This is a genomic window from Francisella noatunensis subsp. noatunensis, assembly GCF_009823375.1.
Lineage (GTDB): Bacteria > Pseudomonadota > Gammaproteobacteria > Francisellales > Francisellaceae > Francisella > Francisella noatunensis.
Map to the genome: position 1 here is coordinate 1 of NZ_WBSX01000023.1, position 18,030 is coordinate 18,030.

Below are 18,030 nucleotides of genomic sequence, written 5' to 3' on the forward strand. Positions count from 1 at the left end.
GAAAAGTTGTTGGAGTTTTATAACTTTCCAGCCGAGCATTGGCAACATATTCGTTCTACAAATCCTATAGAGTCTACATTTGCTACTATAAAACACAGGACTAAACAAGCTAGAGGCTGTTACTCTAAGGAGACTTTATTGGCTGCTTTTTTTAAGTTAGCTATACAAGCTGAGAAAAAATGGCATAGATTAAATGGCTATAAGAGAATTAATGAAATGCTAAATAATGTAACTTTTATTGATGGCATTTCTGAGCATGAAGTTGACAAAATAAAACAGGATAAAAATTATGCCGCTTAATTCCCATACACTAGATTTGACAATAACTCAGAGATTTCCTAGCAGAAATTGAACAGGTTTGTAAAAGAGTCTATAGCAAGCAGAAGTTTAAATTTATAGTGCCACGCGAGCCATTTAAAATACAATTAGATCCTATCTTATTTCAGCAGGTTATTCTTAATTTGATTGATAATGCGGTTAAATTTATAGCTGCTTTTGATAAAGAAGTCATTGTTTCTCTTGTAAGAAAAGGTAATGAAGCTTGTCTTTTTGAAGTAAGGATCAAGGTATTGGCTTAAAAGAGATAAATATGGAGAAGATATTTACAATTTTTCATAGAATTGAAAAAAGGGATAGCTATACCCATGGTAACGGTTTAGGTTTGGCTATATGTAAAGGGATTGTTGCTGCACATAATGGTAAAATACGTGTTTATAGTGATGGCGAGGGTAAAGGAAGTGTTTTTAAAGTTACATTACCTTTGCAATTAAACTTAAATAATAAGTAAATATAGATAGTTTAAATATGATAAAAAAATACTAATAGTAGAAGATGAACCACAAATTAAGAAGCTTTTAGAAAAAACTTTTTTGGTACTAGGGTATGATGTTGAGAGTGCACCAACAGCTTCAATAGCAACTAGCCTACTAGGGCAATATCATCCTGATGTTGTCATTCTTGATCTTGGACTTCCTGATCAAGATGGTCAAGACTGGCTTAAGGCTGCAAGAGTTAGTAATGACGTACCTATTATTGTAGTGTCAGCAAGAAATGATACAGAAGAGGTTGTCAAAGCTTTAGAAAATGGTGCAAATGATTACGTTAAAAAGCCTTTTGATATGCCTGAGCTGATTGCTCGAGTTAGAAGGCAGCTGATCCCTGCTACTAAAAATGATCTTGAAATAGCTAATGTATATAGCTTTGATAATCTCATAGTTGACTTAAATGATCATAAGGTTATTTTGGATAACCAAGAAATTCACTTATCAAAAAAAGAATTTTCGATTTTGAGCTATCTAGTCAGACACTCTGGTAAGTTAGTAATGCAGAATGCTATTTTGCATGAGGTTTGGGGAGATTGCTATGGAGATGGGGCTCAGTATCTAAGAGTGTATATTGGACAGTTAAGGAAGAAGCTTTCTGCCTGTAAAAAGCAACCATTAATTGTTACAGAAAATGCTATAGGCTATCGCTTTATACCAGCTGACTAGAAAGTATACTTATAATTTATAAGCTCATCTTTTTTTGGTCCGGATATTTTCCACATTAGACTAATCTCACTCTCTAAATTGTAAAGTTCAGCTGAATATAAATCATCAACACATATATGTTCTTGTTCACTACACCAGTAGTTATCTCCTATATGTATTAAGTCAAAAAGCTTGATGAGATTGTTATAACCAAATCGAGCATGAGATAAACTTATGCGCTGTGGATTTATCTTTTGCCAGATATATTCGTTAGAAATACTTATAGGTTTATTTGAGCTATTTAGTGTAAAGCAACCTTCTTCTTTGAAGTATATACAATTATCTTTTTGTTGAGATGTAACAGTACCATATCCATCTCCATTCCAACCTGTTTGAGAGTTTTTGCCGCTCTTGGACTCATACTTAAAGTGCTGTATATTAAGTAGCTTAGAGAATAGTTCCATAGTGTTAACAAATTTGGTTTTTATGACCGTGATTATATGAAAAAATTGTTAGATAAGTCAGCATTATTTGCTTAGTTGTTAAAATAGAGTTATTATTTCAGCGCTTAATAAAAAATTATAATAAATTTTATGAACTCCAAATCTATCGGCTCAGTTTTTTTGATAATAGGTACTACTATTGGAGCAGGAATGCTATCTTTACCTTTGATAGTTGCTTCATGTGGATTTACTATGGCGATAATTCTTCTTGTATTATCATGGAGTGTGATGTATGTAACAGCTATTAAGCTATTGAGAGTTTGTGCAGAATATCCTCTTGGAGTTAATTTCACAACAATGATGCAGTCAAGAGTATCTAAAGGGTATCTGATATTTTTTACGGTAATTTATTTGTTATTGCTTTATTCATTAATGTCAGCATATACAACACAAGGCTCATCATTAGTAGCTACAATCGGAAGTCTTGAAGGTTCTTCGAAATTTGACGTAGCGTTAGCGGCTATTATTTTTACGCTAATATTTGGTACTTTAATGTTTAGCTATAGAGTGAGTGACTATGCAAATAGGGCTTTTGTAATACTTAAGTTTGTGTTTTTTGCAGTAGCTGTCGTTATTATGTTGCTGTATATAAATACGAGTTATTTAAGTAGAGCACCTCTTAGTTTTTCGGCATTTATATTCGCATGGCCAACACTTTTGCCATCTTTTGGTTTTCATAATATAATTCCTGTTCTTTATGAGTATCAAAAAGGAGATATTAAAAGTCTAAAAAAAAGTATACTTATAGGCAGTTTATGTGTTTTGATTATATATGTAATTTGGATTTTATTAGCTTTGGCTCTTATTCCTCAGCAAGGTTTGCATAGTTACCAAACATTATTTATGTCTAATAATAATACTCCTATGGGACTTGCTTCAGAAATTAGACAAGTCTCGGGCTCTGATTTTTTAGAAACTGGTCTAAATGCATTTATCCATATAGCTATCATTACATCTTTTATTGGTGTTGGAATTTCTTTGATGCATTATATTCGTGATTTATTCTCTCGTTATAATAAGAAAATAACTAATTTAGCATTAGGTCTTGTTTGTTTCATTCCGCCTTTAGTATTTACTGTTTTCTACCCTAGAGGGTTTATACTTGCGTTACAGTATGCTGCAATATTCGCTGTAATAATATTTGTTTATACGCCAGCATTTTTAAGTAGAAAGGCAGATCTTAAGGTGTATTATTCAAATATCTATGTGATATCAATGGGAAGCATAGTAATATTTTTTCAAATTTTTAATCTGTGTTTCGATATCAATCCATTTACTGGTTTTTAAATAGTCGATGATAATTTAAGCTAGAACATATATAATGTATGATTAGCATTTTTATAAGTATAAGATTATAGAGTTATGAGATTCGTAGATGAAGTAGTGATTGAGCTTCAAGCAGGTAAGGGTGGTAATGGTTGTGTGAGCTTCCGTAGAGAAAAATATGTTCCTCGTGGTGGACCGGATGGTGGAGATGGCGGTCATGGGGGTAGTATTTATCTCAAGGCAGATGAGAATGTAAACACTTTGATTGATTATCGTTACAAAAGAGAATACTACGCTGAAAATGGACGCCCAGGAGAGGGACGTAACTGTTATGGTAAAGCTGGTGAGAATATGTATCTAATAGTACCTGTTGGTACTAGTGTATTTGATCTTGAAACGAACAAAAAAATTGGTGAAGTTTTAAATAATGGTGAAACTCTTAAGCTAGTTTCAGGAGGTAAGAGAGGGATAGGTAATACCCACTTCAAGAGTAGTACAAATCAAGCTCCACGAAAGTTTACTTTAGGTGAGGAAGGTGAATATAAAGAAGTTCGCCTAGAACTAAATTTGTTAGCAGATATTGCATTGTTAGGCTTGCCAAATGCTGGTAAATCAACACTTATTAGTTCAGTATCTGAGGCTACACCAAAAGTTGCTGATTATCCATTTACAACTATGTACCCTCATCTAGGAGTGGTTAAAGTCGGTGTAGATAGTTTTGTAATGGCGGATATCCCTGGTGTAATTGAAGGTGCTGCTGAAGGAGCTGGGCTTGGTCTTAGATTTCTGAAGCACTTAACTCGAGCAAGATGTGTATTACACGTAGTAGATGTTTGTCCATTTAATGAGTCAGATCCTGTAGATAACTATTTTGCAGTTGAGAAAGAGCTTAAAAAATATAGTGAAGAACTATATAATAAGCCTAGATTTTTAGTTATTAATAAGATTGATTTGTTGGCTGATGAAGTAGAAGAAAAGTGCCAGGAGTTTGTCAAACAGATAGGCTATGAGGGTAATTATCACATGATATCGGCAGCTATGAAAAAAGGAACAGAAGAATTAGCTAAAAAGCTTAATGAGTTTTTACAGAAGCAAGAGTAAATGATAGATGAAAATAAAGAATCTAATATTTGGTTCACCAATTCCTAATGCAAAGCAACAAGATCAAAAAATAGGTTTATTTGCCGGATTTGCAATATTATCATCAAATGCTTTATCTTCAGTTTCTTATGCAACTGGAGAAGTTTTTATAGTTTTAGCTACAGCAGGTGCTGCAGCTGTTTCACAATACTCTATAGGAGTATCTGTGATGGTTATACTATTGATGCTATTGATGGGTTTCTCTTATGCTCAAGTCATAAAAGCGCATCCAGAGGGAGGCGGATCTTATTCAATAGTAAAAGCACATTTTAGTGAAAGATTAGTTTTACTAACTTCAGCATCATTGATTATTGATTATATACTTACTGTGGCAGTTTCGGTTTCAACAGCTGCAGTAGCTATTAGTTCAGCATTTCCAGGATTAGAGAATTATAGTACTAAGTTAGCCTTATGTTTTTTAGTATTTTTGATGGTTATGAATTTAAGAGGGGTAAAATCTACAGCAAAAATCTTTGTGTGGCCAACTTATATGTTTATTGTGTCAATAATTGTGATGATAATAGTGGGTATATATCAGTATAATCATGGCACTCTAGAGACTTTCAGCTATAAAGAAGATTATCTTAATCAAATGCAAGCATCGATGGGTGTTTTGACAATAACACTAGTTCTTAGAGCTTTTTCTTCAGGAAGTTCAGCTTTGACTGGTATAGAGTCTTATGCTAATGGTGTTTCTGCTTATAGGTCGCCAGGACTATCTAAGGCTATTGTTGGGCTATTACTAATGGTTTTCTTATCTATTGTAATGTTTGCTGGAGTTACCTTTATTGCTGCAAAAACACAGATACTTCCTAATTTCTCTGAAATCGTTCTATCTCAGGTGGCTCACCAAGTTTTAGGAAATGGATTTTTTTATTACTTTTTACAAGCATCAACATGTTTGATTTTGCTTATGGCTGCTAATACATGCTTTACAGGGTTTCCTATTCTTGCTGCAATTATGAGTAAGGATAATTATTTACCTGAACAGCTTCAGCGTCTAGGTGATAGATTTGCTTTTAGAAATGGTATTCTTATTTTGACAGTTTTATCAGCTATTTTAGTTATTATTTTTGATGCTAAAGTTAGTAGATTAATCCCTTTATATGCATTCGGTGTTTTTATTGCATTTACTCTTTGTCAAGCAGGTTTAGTCAAATACTGGTATAAAAATAAGCGTATTTATAAGAGTTGGGGCTTAAGAGCCTTTATTAATGCTTTTGGCTGTGTAGCAACCTTTGTTGTGTTGATTACTATTATTGAGAGTAAATTCTTTGAGGGCGTTTGGATTGTAATAATTGCCATATTTATAATAATGTATGGTTTATATTCAATTAAAATGCACTACATTAAAAGAGAACATAATCTAGCTTTAAGTATCGATGAGGCTGTCGTAAATGCATGTATACATGAGAATTTAAAACCAAAAATAGTTATATTAATCTCTCGTATTCACCGTGGTACAATAGATGCGTTGACATTGGCGAGAAATATCTCTGATGATATAACACCAGTATTTGTTTCAGCAAATGAAAAGAAAATAGAAAAAATAAAGACTGAGTGGAAGAATCTTGCATTCAAAGAAAAGCTTCTCGTTATGCGACCAGTTTATAATTCATTTATCACACCTGTATTACAGATTTTGCATAAGAATGATTTGAGAGATCCTGAAAAAGGATATTCTGTAGTAATAATTCCTGAGGTTGTAAATACAAAATGGAGGCACTTCTTATTACATAACCAAAATTCGCGCATGGTTAAATTAGCTATTGCTGCAATGGATAAAAAAGATAATAAGACAGCTACTAGAGTGGTTATCTCTGTACCGTATAAGGCAGAATAACGGATGTTGAGATTTTTTAGAAATTTTTGGCATATATCTGATTTTTTCTGGAAAAGTAAGTACGGTAAAATAGCTTTAGCAATAGTAGTCTTGTTGCTAGTTCTTGAGGGACTTGGTGTTGCTCTGAGTGTTTACTTAAACTCTTGGAATGTTGGGTTCTATAACTCAATTCAAGAATACAACAAAGCATTGTTGATACATCAATTAATCATTTTTACTGTCTTAATATCATTAATGATGTTCAACTTCTTTCTATCATATTTAGTTAAGCAGTTTTTTGTCATTTTTATCCGTAAACCAATGACTGATTTTTATACTAAAAATTGGCTGTACTCACGATCATACTATAGAAGTAAACAGGTTGATAATCCAGAAGAAAGGATTGATGAAGATGTCACAAGATTTATTACCGATTCACAGTCATTATTTTTAGGAATCACAAGAAGTATTTTTAGTTTTTTCTCATTTGCGGTAGTTTTGTGGGGATTATCAGGAGACTATACTTTCAATATTTTAGGTGTAGATATTACCATCTATGGCTATCTTTTTTGGGTGGCTTTTTTATTGGGTCTTTTGAATATTGTTGTAGTATTTTGGGTTGGTAGACCCTTGAAAAAGTTAGTGTATCAAAAACAGAAGTTACAAGCTAACTTTAGATACCACTTATCGACCATTAGAAACAATCGACTCTCAGTTAGAGATTACAATGCTGAAAGATATGAGTATGCTCGTTCTAGACGGAATTTCAAAGCAATTGTAACTAACTTCTATAGTTTAATGTTCCGTAATGCAAAAATAGATGTTGTAAATACGCTATTTAGTCAAGTCTATGCAATTATTGGTACAATCTTGTCATTACCTAGATATTTTGCAAAACAGATAAGCTTTGGTCAGATGATGCAGGTAAACTCAGCAGTAATGCAAGTGATATTTCCAATGGTTTATTTGACATATGTATATGAGACCTTAGCTAGCCTAAGAGCTAGTATGTCACGACTTACAGAGCTAAAGCATGAAATATCCTCAGGAAAAACAAATTCTGATGAGATAGATATGCTTAATTGCGAAGAAAGTATTTTAGAGGTAAATAGCTTTTCGTTGCAAAAATCACAAAACTCACCATTCTTGTTGGATAACATATGTTTTAGGCTAAAGAATCAAGAAAGATTGCTTATAAGTGGCCATTCTGGCATTGGTAAAAGTACTCTGTTAAGAGCTATTGCAGGGGTGGGGTGTGGTAGTCATGAAGGAGATATTATCTTTGCCAAGAAGTGTCTCAAGATTTGTTTATTGCCTCAGAAACCTTATTACCCTGAAGATGATTTTAAGCGAGCTATTTTTTATCCAATACAGTCGGGAATACCTTCAGATGATAAGTTTATCGAGATTCTTGAGTTATTAAATGTCGGCTACTTAGCAAAATACATAAATACAATAAATGATTGGCGAAATTTTCTATCGTCTGGTGAGCAGCAAAAGCTTAATTTCTGTAGGATTTTTGTTAAAGAGTATGATTTATTATTACTTGATGAGGCAACTTCAAATATTGATATAAACTCTGAAAGAAAAATATATGAAATTCTACAAGAAAAAGGATTTACATATATCTCAACAAGTCATAGTGAGAGAGTAAGAGAATACCATGATAGCTTTTTAGATTTTTCTAATGATTGATTAAAAGATGGATAATAATACTAGCGAAATAGCCTATGGCAATAACCCAAGTCCACTTGAGGTGTCCCATAAAAGTATATTTACCTTTAGATTTACCCATCACAGCAACACCTGCTGCTGAGCCTATAGCTAGTAAGCTACCACCAACCCCAGCAGTTAGAGTTATTAGTAACCATTGAGCATGTTCCATTGTTGGATTCATACTAAGGACAGCAAACATAACAGGGATGTTATCAATAATTGCTGAAAGTATGCCAATAATTGTATTTGCTTGAGTATGTGCAGAGAAAAGGCTTGGTGCAATTGATTGCATATCTGTATAGATATATTGAGATGCTAAACCAAGATAGCCTAAAGCTGCTAGTCCCTGTACAGAAACTAATATTCCATAGAAAAACAATAGTGTATCCCACTCTGCTTCTTTGACTTTATCAAAAATATCAAAAGCATGTGGCGGCATTTTGTGTTTTTTAGGACTCCTATTCTCATAGGCAATTTTCAGTCCGTAGATATAGTTATAAATCATTACATATCCGAAGCCAGTCATCATTCCTAATGATGGTGGTAAGTGAAGTAAATGCTCAAATGATACAGCAGTAGCGATCGTTAATATAAATAGCAAAATAACTGGAATAGCACCACGTTTAAGTTCTACTTTTTCCTCTATTATCGATTGAGACTCCATTTTTGGTATAAAAAAGCTCATGATAATAGCTGGTACTAAGAAGTTCACTAATGATGGTACAAATATAGCAAAGAATTCTGTGAATTTTACAACTCCAGTCTGCCAGACCATCAGCGTAGTAATATCTCCAAATGGCGAAAATGCTCCACCTGCATTTGCTGCAACTACAATATTAACACAAGCCATAGTTATGAACTTTTTATTGTCTTTGCCAATAGATATTACAACAGTACTCATCACTAGAGCAGTTGTTAAATTATCAGCAACTGCCGATAGAAAAAAAGCTATAATGCCGGTAAGCCAAAATGTTGCTAGATATCCAAAGCCAGCTCTTAGTAGTGTACTTTTTAGCTTAGCAAAGACATTTCGATCTTCCATTAGATTGATATATGCCATTGCGACTAATAAGAATAATAAAAGCTCACCATACTCAGTCATAATATGGTCAAAGTTTGAATGTACAATATTGTCCGCGCCAACTGATTTGCCAACTATTGCTACTAATGTCCATATAATACCTGCTGCGAGGATTACAGGTTTAGACCTATTGAGTTTAGTGAAGTCTTCGGTCATAACAAATAAATAAGCAATTACAAAAACCACAACAGCAGCAATTGCTAGTGGTTGGTCAATAACATGAACACTCACCGCACTTAGAGACTTAGCCCCTTCAGCAAATGATAATATAGGTAACATGCTTGTAAATATTATAAGTAGGAGTTTTTTAAACATTATATTTAAATAAAAATTATCGGTGGCGCTATTATAACATTGTCAGCTAGAGAGTTAAGAAAATAAACTAAGCTTTTAGCTTTGGTAGTACTACTATACTAAATGAGTAACATATTTATATTAATCTGATATAATAACCCGCTACTTACATATAAAATACAAGGGGTGTTTCTATGTGGAAATATTCTCCAATTAAAACTATTCTTATTCTAGGGCCTATGGTTTTTGCTTTTGCATTAGCTATGGATGTCTATATGCCTGTTCTACCAGATATGCGAGAAGCTTTTAATACAACTCAGCAAATGGTGCAAGTCACATTATCTTTGTTTTTGGTTGTTACCGGAGTTGGTCAGCTTATTCTAGGACCATTATCAGATCAATTTGGTAGATTCAAAATTATTTTAATATCATCTATTATATTTTTGATAGGGTCGGTTTTATGTGCAACCTCTCAAAATATTGAGTTTTTGATATTTTCGAGAGTTGTTCAGGCTGTGGGTTGTTGTGGTCTATCAGTATGTGCTTTTGCAATTATTAGAGATGCATTCTTCGGTAAAACAAGTTCGATGATATATAGTTTTATTAATGCGATAATCTCTGTTTCACCAATAGTAGGGCCACTAATTGGAGTGCAGTTAGCGATACATTTTCCATGGTATTCAGCTTTTATATTTCTGACTATATTAGCTTTTGTTTCATTTTTGATAATCGTATTTTTTGTCAAAGAAAGCTTACCTATAGAAAGACGCAAGAAGATGACTTGGAGTGTTTTTGCGAGATATTTACATGTGTTAAAGTCTTTACAATTTTGGGCGTATTCGCTAGCAGCTGTATCAGGAATGGTGTCGTTTTTTATATTATTTTCAATGACACCATATATTATTAATTATTTGGGTTATCCAATTTCAGAGATATATATTGTATTTGGCTCAGCAGGTGTGGCATTTCTGATAGGTTCAATATTTGCTGGAGTTATTGTTAATGCACTTGGTGTCTATAACACTGCCTTTCTTGGTGTGGTGTGTGTGTTTATTGCAGGTGTTTTGTCATTTAGCATATATGAAATATGGGGACTAAGTTTATGGGGCTTTTTTGCTCCGTGTTTCTTAGCTATATTTGGTTGTGCCCTTACCGCAGGTACTGGCGCTAGTGGTAGCATGGAGCCTTTCTATGAAATGGCGGGTGTTGCAGCAGCATTATTTGGAACTATGGAGTTTGCTATTAGTGGAACTATAGGCAGCATAGCTATGTTATTCCCAGCAACTAGCTCTTTACCAATAGCAATTACAATGATTATTATTTCTATTATTGCGGCTTCATTGTTAATTCTAGTCAAAATCATACAGACAAAAGAATAGCTAATATTTGTAAATGTTACTTATGCTAAAAATATTAAAAACTATATTTAGTACAGTCAAATCGATATGGAGCTCTTACTGGAACTGGTATATGGATTCGTGGAGAAGAATTGCTCCAATAAGATACCTTGGTATTTTTCTTATGATATTGATAATAATATACGAAGTTTTCTTTAAATCTTAACTTAATAATGCTCGTGAAGCATAGTCTTATGAACTGTGGTTAGTTTCTGTCAATCTTTAAGCTTTAATATGCATATATGCATGACAGCTATGCGCATATAGATATTTTTATCTATTTTGAAATAAATTAGAATCACTGGTATTGAGTCATCATAACCTTAATTATTGCCTTTTGAATAAATATAGATGTTCTTATAGATCAAAGGCAAAAGTTAGATACTCTAATTTCAATAATTGATTGTATAAGAAACCAAAGGATAAACTATGAAAAAAACATCACTGGTTGTAGTGGCGCTATTTACGTCAACATTAGCCTTAGCAACACCATTCACTTTGAATATTGATAATCAATCTGAAACACCGGGATTGCAGCTTCATTCATCTACTGATGGGGATAAGAATCTTGAAAAAGGCATCAATACTTTTAATCTTGATACTCAAAATCAGTATGAGATCCGTATACCAAATGTTCAGATAATACGATCATTGAAGCAAGATGCAAGCTTTTTTACTATGCAGAGTGTTCCAATGAATCCACAATATTATCAAAATTTGAATGTTGAAATCTCATCTCCGAATGGTTCATACAAAACTGTAACACCAAAGCAAGCTAATGGCATATGTAGTATTGATACTCAAGGGCAGGGCATTACTTGTAGAATATCAAAAGTAGCACCAAGCGAGCTTAATATTACCCTCACAGGAGGTAAAGCTCCTGAGCCAATAGCTGAGTATACTTACGATGCGGGTGTTTGGGATGGTTCAAAAATATATCAAGTCAAATATAATCCAACTTTGTACCCTAAAGTAATATATTCGGTAGATGGAGGAAAGAACTATATGTCATATGTAGCTTGTTGGTATGCAGATGCTTCAAATACTCCAGGAAATGGTGATCCTTGGAGAGAGTACGATCCATCAAAAAATGTTTGCTCGTAAAATCTCCATGATTAAAACTATACTCTAAAGCTATCTAGACACTATTTATTTCATAAATTTCTTATCATTAAGGCGAACTTCATATCATCAGATGTGACATTATCAAATCTAACTTTAGCTTGATAACCACTACCTTTTGCCTCTTCCATAGGATTACCATCTTTGTCTAGCATATTGTCTAGTATTATCTCACGACTACCAGATGGCAACATAAGTTCGATACTATCGCCGATTTTCATTTTGTTACGGACATTGATATCAGCATAGCCAGTATGCTCATCGAAGTTTGTTACTTCACCAACAAACTGTTGAGTAGAACTACGTGAGTCTGAGTTTTCATACTTTTGATACTCATCATGAACATGGCGACGATAGAACCCTTCGGTATAACCTCTGTGAGCTAGACCTTCAAGTTTATCCATAAGCGTCATGTCAAAAGGCTTGCCTGCAAGAGCATCTTTGATAGCTTGATCATATAACTGAGCTGTTCTAGCGGCATAGAAAAATGATTTTGTACGACCCTCTATCTTAAAGCAATCAACACCCATTTTCATCATTGCTTCTACATGTTGTATAGCTCTTAGGTCTTTTGAATTCATAATATAAGTACCATGCTCATCTTCAAACATTGGGTTATATTGTCCTGGCTCTTTGTCATTATCAATAAGCACTACTTTATCGGAAGGTGTACCTATACCAAGAGTTGACTTGACTTCAACAGGCTCGAAATCCCCCCATTCATTTTGTTTTGCTTCAGCAACTTTGTAATTATTGCGACAAGCATTATTACATACACCTTGGTTAGGATCTCTATGACTGTAGTATCCTGATAGTAGACACCTACCTGAGTAAGCCATACATAATGAGCCATGAACAAATGTTTCAATTTCGATATCTGGAACATGCTCTTTGATCTCTGCGATTTCTTTTAGAGATAGTTCTCTTGATAATACAACGCGTGTAATACCAAATTTTTGCCAAAATCTAACAGTTTCATAGTTCACAGCATTGGCTTGAACTGATAAATGTATCTCTTGGTCTGGGAAGTTTTCTCTAACTAGCATAATCATACCAGGGTCTGACATAATCATTGCATCAGGTTTAAGAGCAAGTACAGGAGCTATATCTTTGATGTAAGTTTTGATTTTAGCATTATGTGGAGCTATATTATTAGCTAGCATTATCTTCTTGCCTTGCGCATGAGCTTCAGTAATTGCTGTCTCAAGAGTTTCTAATTTTGAGGAATAGAAAGTCAAAGATTAGAATAGGTCTGTTACCAATATTTTGAAAAAAGTATCTTTGATGCAATAAATAGATGTATAGATAATGAAACTATATTTGAATATGATTTAAAAGTTTGTAAAAAAACTCGATTAATAGAAAAACTAGAGAACAATGACGTAGATGTTGTATTGGCAGTAATGAGCGATGAAGAGGTACATGACCTTAAGAATAAAGGTTATAATGTCAAGTTATACAATAGAATTGATTTTGAAATGTATGTTTCAAAAAAGTTATTAAAGCGTTATGGTAGTTTAGAGACAGTTTTTAGAAATTCAGTTTTAATTTTAGAAAGTAAATATCGAGATAAATTTCGTTTATCAAATGTAATAAGCTTTGATTGTTGTTTAAGTGTTTATAATGCAATAATACAAGGAGTTGGTTATGGTTTTTTACCAACGTTTCTTGTTAAATCTGAACAACATAAAGATTTAGTTAATATGGATACTGAGTTATCGTTAGCTAGTCTTGATAGTTATTATGTTTATCAAACAAAGGAGTCAGCAAAGATCGATACTATTAAAAATCTCTTTCAAATATCTTAATAATATTAAATGGCAAAAATTAGCAAGGTTCCTTTTACCGTGGTATTATGATATTATCTTTTTTCTAAATAGTAGATGAAATTTACTTCTTAATATTAATAGGGGCTAATATGAATTTTGAGCTTGCTAGAGAGAATATGGTAAAGCAACAAGTCCTCACTGAAGGTCTTTCTTTAGATGGTGTTGCAAAGATTATGGCAGATGTCCCTAGAGAGATTTTTCTACCCAAAGAATATCAATCTTTAGCTTACTGTGATACTAATCTTGTGATAGATGATAGAGAGCTTAGATGCCCCATGTTTACAGCTAGGCTAATAGAAGCTTTAGCCATGAAAAAAACTGATAATGTATTAAAGCTTGGTTTAGAAACAGGGTATCCAGTAGCCTTAATAGCAAAGCTATGTAATAGTGTTGAGCTTGTTGATTATGATGAACAAAGATTAGCTATAGCAAGACGTAATTTAGCAAAAATAGATGTCTATAATGTCGAGTTTAATAGTGCTGAGCATCTGACAAATATCATAAAAAATGCTAAAAAATATAACTGTATATATATATCAAATGTTGTAGAAGAAAATGAGGTGGATGAGTCTTTATTAGATCTTCTTGAAGTCGGTGGTAGATTGGTTTTTGTTGTCAGAACTGATGTGTGTGACAAAGCCTATCTCATAACTAAAGCAGTAAAAGAAACATACCAGAAGAATTTTCTTTTTAATGTTTATAATAGATAAAAAAGTATGAAGAAAATAGCACTATATATTTTGGGTTTTTTGGGAGTTTTTATGGTTTTTGCCAACGAGGATACTCCTGTGCTAGAATACAAATATGCCGGAAGACCTCTTGGTACAGATATAACTCAGAATCCATATAGTGTAGAGAAACAGTATGCTAAGGCTGATGAGATTAAAGTAGATAACAAATTCTATGATCTTAAAAAAGCTGATGAAGTTGCAATGGTTGGTAATACTGAAGATAAATTCTATAGTCTAGTTGATATCTACAAGCTAGCTGCTGAGCATAATGCAGATTATCAAGCTGCTAGATCAACATTTGCAGCTAATGTTGAAACAGTGCCTGCAGCATTGGGTGCATTATTACCGCAGATTGATTTTAACTATAATCTTAGACGCAATCAGTTCGGTGGTAGAGTTAATGATACAGCAAACAATCTTAACTTTAGTGGTTCTCAAGTGCTTTTTGATTGGAGTAAATGGAAAACATATACTCAAGCTATGTACTTGCAAAAATCTTATGCAATGATTTATGCAAAAGCAGAGCAGACTCTTATCGTTGATACTGTAACAGCATATTTTGAGCTTCTTAGAGCAGAGCAGGCGCTACAATTTCAGTTTGCAAACGAAGCATGGAACAAGAAGTTATATCTAACACAGAAGTATCAATATAACTTTGGTATGGTTTCGTACGCAGATTTTAAAACTACTGATGCTCAGTATCGTCAGGCTATTGCTGATAGAGTTAATGCTCAAATGAATTTCATTAATGCAAAAGCAGTGATGGCTAAACTTATTGGTAAACGTATAGGCTCTATATTATATATTTCAAAAGATACGGAGTTTGGTAATCCTGTACCAGATGATATCAACTACTGGTTAAATACTGCTGAGAAATATAATCTTGATATTGCGCAGAAAAAATTTGAGTATGAGGCCGCTGGCGAGGGTGTAGGTATTGAGTGGGGTAATTTTTTTCCTAAGGTTAATTTAACTGGCGGTATATTAATGTCACGAAATGCACTTTCTGGTAATCCTCAGCAAACTGTACGAATTCCTACTAAGTATGATGTTGCTAATGTTGGTGGTGAAGCTAATTGGAACTTATTAAGAGGAGGTTCTGATTATGCGAAGCTTAAACAAGCAAGTTATAATAATCAAGCAGCTAATTATGCATTACTTCAAACACAAAGAGAGGTTTATGCTGGTACGGTAGAGGCATATCAAACGGTTGTTTTAGATGCTGTCAGAATAGATGCTTATAGAAAGTCAGTTTATGCTGGTATTGCTTCTGTAAAAGCGATATTAGCTGGCTTTGAGGCTGGTACGCAGACTATCGTTGACTTACTTAACCGTCAGGCAATACTTGTACAAGCCCAGCTTTCATTTGCAGATGCTATATTCAACTATGTTGAGGACTATGTTAGATTGAAGCAATTGCAGGGTGGTTTGACTTATAAGGATGTTGAGTACATAAACAATATTCTTGGTAAAACAGATATAATATCGCAAATTGCAACGGAGTAATTACTTCAGTGTCTCAAGTTTCAGCTTTTATTTTAGATTTTGAAAAATACAAAGCTGAGGATCTTAGAAATTATCTTTCTTCTAAAAATAATATTGATTTGCTAAAGCTAAATAACAAGCAGAAAATATTTTCTCAGTTTATTCGTTATTTTGTATTAGAGAAATTTTATGATATTGCTACCCCAATATTTGAGTATAAGCATGATAAGCCATATTTGCAGGATTATAAGTTATATTTCAATATAACTCATACTAAAAATAAAGCGATAATAGTCTTTGCGAATAAGGATATAGGTGTTGATGCAGAGGAGATATCCTCAAAGAGGAATGTTCTTTTGATAGCAGAGCGATATTTCACTAAACAGGAGTATCAAAGTTTAAAAACTAGCGAAGACACATATAATCAGTTTTATAAATTATGGACATTAAAAGAAGCTCAGGTAAAAAGAAGTGCTTTAGGTATTGCTAGGGGGCTGTCTGATGCAAACTTTAGTAAGCAAAATACACGATGGATAAGTAATAACTATCCGGAAGATTTTTTTACTTTCAATTATCAAGAGTTAATAATTTCGATTTGTTGTCAAAATATCACTAATCAAAAAATAGATTTATACGAAATTCAGAATCTTGAATTTATAAGAATAAACACTACTAGGGGGTAGTTTTATGGCTTTACATGCCAAAAATAATATGAAACATAAGTTGTATAAAGAATCATTGCCAAAATTTGAAATTCCCAAAAAATCAAATGATGCTTTCGAAGCATATCAACAAATCAAAGATGAGTTAATGCTCGATGGTAATTCAAAGCAGAATTTGGCGACATTTTGTCAAACAGAAGTTGATGATTTCATTCACAAGCTTATGGATGATTGCATTGATAAAAATATGATTGATAAAGATGAATATCCTCAAACTGCAGAAATAGAGTCGCGATGTGTCAATATATTAGCAAACCTATGGAACTCTTCAGCAGAAAATGCAATTGGCTGCTCAACTACTGGCTCATCTGAAGCTGCTATGCTTGGCGGTATGGCGATGAAATGACGCTGGAGAGATAAGATGAAAGCACAAGGTAAAGATTATACAAAACCTAATCTTGTCACAGGACCTGTGCAAGTCTGCTGGCATAAATTTGCTAGATATTGGGATATTGAGCTTAGAGAGATTCCAATGTCGAGTGAAAGTTTAATAATGACTCCAGAAACTATGCTTAAGTACTGTGATGAAAATACAATCGGAGTTGTGCCCTACTTTGGGTGTTACCTTTACAGGTCAGTATGAGCCTGTTGAGGCTGTTTGTGAAGCACTTGATAAATTTGAGAGAGAGACAGGTATTGATATTCCAGTACATGTAGATGCTGCTTCAGGAGGCTTTTTGGCACCATTTGTAGAGCCTGAGCTGAAGTGGGATTTTAGATTACCAAGAGTTAAGTCAATTAATTCATCAGGACATAAGTTTGGCTTATCGCCATTAGGAGTGGGTTGGGTTGTTTGGGCAGATAAGAAATACTTGCCTCAAGATTTGATTTTTAATGTTAATTATCTTGGTGGTGATATGCCGACATTTGCTTTGAATTTCTCTCGACCTGGTGGTCAGATAGTTGCCCAGTATTATAATTTTGTCAGGCTTGGTTTTGAAGGGTATAAAAATATCCATAAGCTTAGTTATGATGTTGCAAAATATATTGCTAAAGAAATTAAGGGTATGGGTATCTTTGATATTATTCATGCTGGCAAATGTGTTATTCCTGCGGTGAGTTGGTCACTTAAGGCAGGCAAAAGTTATGATTTGTTTGATATCTCTGAAAAAATTCGTGCTAGAGGTTGGCAGATAGCAGCTTATTCGATGCCAAAAGATAGGCAAGACTTGGTAGTTAAGCGAGTGCTTGTTAGAAGAGGCTTTAGCTTTGATTTAGCGGAGCTTATGATTAGGGATCTAAAAAATGTTATTGACTCTTTAGAGCATAAATCTAAAGATATCGAAAGAGGTGGTTTTTCGCATTAGTAGTATTCAATGATTAGCTAGATTGTATTCTGAAAGTTTTAAATAGTTGAAAGAGAGTTCCAAATATAGTTTATTAGGTTTTGACGAAACTAAAATAAACGATAAGGAACTAAAAAATGCCAAAGCACTTAACTCTTTCAAATAGA

At 33.5% G+C, this 18,030-nt stretch carries 14 protein-coding genes and 3 pseudogenes; 14 read left to right on the forward strand and 3 right to left on the reverse strand.

The features are described from left to right. The 3 genes and pseudogenes from F8C69_RS03230 to F8C69_RS03240 all read left to right on the forward strand — a co-directional run. The coding region (locus F8C69_RS03230) for a transposase (RefSeq protein ID WP_201285309.1) at nucleotides 1–300 on the forward strand (300 nt) is incomplete at its 5' end. 35 nt (nucleotides 301–335) lie between these two features. Beyond that, nucleotides 336–787, forward strand: a pseudogene (locus F8C69_RS03235) (sensor histidine kinase); the annotation flags it as partial. Between the two features lie 28 nt (nucleotides 788–815). Continuing rightward, complete coding sequence (locus F8C69_RS03240; RefSeq protein WP_159184186.1) at nucleotides 816–1,490, forward strand: response regulator transcription factor; 675 nt, start codon at nucleotides 816–818, stop codon at nucleotides 1,488–1,490. Here the strand turns inward: F8C69_RS03240 and F8C69_RS03245 are convergent. Further along, entirely contained in the window at nucleotides 1,487–1,933 is a 447-nt protein-coding gene (locus F8C69_RS03245) for a DUF6314 family protein (RefSeq protein ID WP_159184174.1), read from the reverse strand. The two genes, F8C69_RS03240 and F8C69_RS03245, sit on opposite strands and share 4 nt — an antisense overlap. A gap of 129 nt (nucleotides 1,934–2,062) precedes the next feature. Here F8C69_RS03245 and F8C69_RS03250 point away from each other — a divergent pair, with 129 nt between their 5' ends. The 4 genes from F8C69_RS03250 to F8C69_RS03265 all read left to right on the forward strand — a co-directional run bounded on the left by F8C69_RS03250 (nucleotide 2,063) and on the right by F8C69_RS03265 (nucleotide 7,895). Next, a complete protein-coding gene (locus F8C69_RS03250) occupies nucleotides 2,063–3,259 on the forward strand; it encodes an amino acid permease (protein WP_159184175.1) in 1,197 nt (398 codons plus the stop codon). 75 nt (nucleotides 3,260–3,334) lie between these two features. Next, nucleotides 3,335–4,339, forward strand: a complete 1,005-nt coding sequence (gene cgtA / locus F8C69_RS03255; RefSeq protein ID WP_159184176.1) for an Obg family GTPase CgtA — start codon at nucleotides 3,335–3,337, stop codon at nucleotides 4,337–4,339. Nucleotides 4,340–4,346: 7 nt separating this feature from the next. After that, complete coding sequence (locus tag F8C69_RS03260) at nucleotides 4,347–6,221, forward strand: APC family permease (protein ID WP_159184177.1); 1,875 nt, start codon at nucleotides 4,347–4,349, stop codon at nucleotides 6,219–6,221. Between the two features lie 3 nt (nucleotides 6,222–6,224). Beyond that, on the forward strand, nucleotides 6,225–7,895 hold the full coding sequence (locus tag F8C69_RS03265; protein ID WP_159184178.1) for an ABC transporter ATP-binding protein/permease: 1,671 nt from the start codon (nucleotides 6,225–6,227) through the stop codon (nucleotides 7,893–7,895). On the opposite strand, the gene nhaD is transcribed toward F8C69_RS03265, so the two are convergent. Then, nucleotides 7,885–9,312: a sodium:proton antiporter NhaD gene (gene nhaD / locus F8C69_RS03270; RefSeq protein ID WP_159184179.1), complete on the reverse strand. Its 1,428-nt coding sequence runs from the start codon at nucleotides 9,310–9,312 to the stop codon at nucleotides 7,885–7,887. The two genes, F8C69_RS03265 and nhaD, sit on opposite strands and share 11 nt — an antisense overlap. Nucleotides 9,313–9,485: 173 nt before the next feature. On the opposite strand from nhaD, the gene F8C69_RS03275 reads away from it, so the two are divergent. Both F8C69_RS03275 and F8C69_RS03280 read left to right on the forward strand, forming a co-directional pair. Then, a complete protein-coding gene (locus F8C69_RS03275; RefSeq protein WP_159184180.1) occupies nucleotides 9,486–10,670 on the forward strand; it encodes a multidrug effflux MFS transporter in 1,185 nt (394 codons plus the stop codon). A 447-nt stretch (nucleotides 10,671–11,117) separates the two neighbouring features. Further along, the gene (locus F8C69_RS03280; protein ID WP_159184181.1) at nucleotides 11,118–11,792 is read left to right on the forward strand and encodes a hypothetical protein; all 675 of its coding nucleotides are present in this window, start codon (nucleotides 11,118–11,120) and stop codon (nucleotides 11,790–11,792) included. Nucleotides 11,793–11,842: 50 nt separating this feature from the next. Here the strand turns inward: F8C69_RS03280 and trhP are convergent. Beyond that, nucleotides 11,843–13,033 (reverse strand): annotated as a pseudogene (gene trhP / locus F8C69_RS03285) (prephenate-dependent tRNA uridine(34) hydroxylase TrhP); the annotation flags it as partial. Nucleotides 13,034–13,213: 180 nt separating this feature from the next. Between trhP and F8C69_RS03290 the strand changes: the two are divergent. The 5 genes and pseudogenes from F8C69_RS03290 (at nucleotide 13,214) to F8C69_RS03310 (ending at nucleotide 17,884) form a co-directional block, all read left to right on the forward strand. Then, nucleotides 13,214–13,618 carry a hypothetical protein gene (locus F8C69_RS03290; RefSeq protein WP_159184182.1) on the forward strand — a complete coding sequence of 135 codons (405 nt, stop codon included), beginning with the start codon at nucleotides 13,214–13,216 and terminating at the stop codon, nucleotides 13,616–13,618. 110 nt (nucleotides 13,619–13,728) lie between these two features. After that, complete coding sequence (locus F8C69_RS03295) at nucleotides 13,729–14,349, forward strand: protein-L-isoaspartate O-methyltransferase family protein (protein ID WP_159184183.1); 621 nt, start codon at nucleotides 13,729–13,731, stop codon at nucleotides 14,347–14,349. Nucleotides 14,350–14,355: 6 nt separating this feature from the next. After that, nucleotides 14,356–15,876, forward strand: a complete 1,521-nt coding sequence (locus F8C69_RS03300) for a TolC family protein (protein ID WP_159184184.1) — start codon at nucleotides 14,356–14,358, stop codon at nucleotides 15,874–15,876. A gap of 8 nt (nucleotides 15,877–15,884) precedes the next feature. Further along, on the forward strand, nucleotides 15,885–16,538 hold the full coding sequence (locus tag F8C69_RS03305; RefSeq protein ID WP_159184185.1) for a 4'-phosphopantetheinyl transferase family protein: 654 nt from the start codon (nucleotides 15,885–15,887) through the stop codon (nucleotides 16,536–16,538). 4 nt (nucleotides 16,539–16,542) lie between these two features. After that, nucleotides 16,543–17,884: pseudogene (locus F8C69_RS03310) on the forward strand (glutamate decarboxylase). Nucleotides 17,885–18,030 lie beyond the last annotated feature (146 nt).

Excerpts from the sequence above, each read along its gene's own strand:
- F8C69_RS03245 (WP_159184174.1), bottom strand. The coding sequence starts at position 1,933 with ATGGAACTATTCTCTAAGCTACTTAATATACAGCACTTTAAGTATGAG.
- F8C69_RS03250 (WP_159184175.1), top strand. The coding sequence starts at position 2,063 with ATGAACTCCAAATCTATCGGCTCAGTTTTTTTGATAATAGGTACTACT.
- cgtA (WP_159184176.1), top strand. The coding sequence starts at position 3,335 with ATGAGATTCGTAGATGAAGTAGTGATTGAGCTTCAAGCAGGTAAGGGT.
- F8C69_RS03260 (WP_159184177.1), top strand. The coding sequence starts at position 4,347 with ATGAAAATAAAGAATCTAATATTTGGTTCACCAATTCCTAATGCAAAG.
- F8C69_RS03265 (WP_159184178.1), top strand. The coding sequence starts at position 6,225 with ATGTTGAGATTTTTTAGAAATTTTTGGCATATATCTGATTTTTTCTGG.
- nhaD (WP_159184179.1), bottom strand. The coding sequence starts at position 9,312 with ATGTTTAAAAAACTCCTACTTATAATATTTACAAGCATGTTACCTATA.
- F8C69_RS03275 (WP_159184180.1), top strand. The coding sequence starts at position 9,486 with ATGTGGAAATATTCTCCAATTAAAACTATTCTTATTCTAGGGCCTATG.
- F8C69_RS03280 (WP_159184181.1), top strand. The coding sequence starts at position 11,118 with ATGAAAAAAACATCACTGGTTGTAGTGGCGCTATTTACGTCAACATTA.
- F8C69_RS03290 (WP_159184182.1), top strand. The coding sequence starts at position 13,214 with ATGAGCGATGAAGAGGTACATGACCTTAAGAATAAAGGTTATAATGTC.
- F8C69_RS03295 (WP_159184183.1), top strand. The coding sequence starts at position 13,729 with ATGAATTTTGAGCTTGCTAGAGAGAATATGGTAAAGCAACAAGTCCTC.
- F8C69_RS03300 (WP_159184184.1), top strand. The coding sequence starts at position 14,356 with ATGAAGAAAATAGCACTATATATTTTGGGTTTTTTGGGAGTTTTTATG.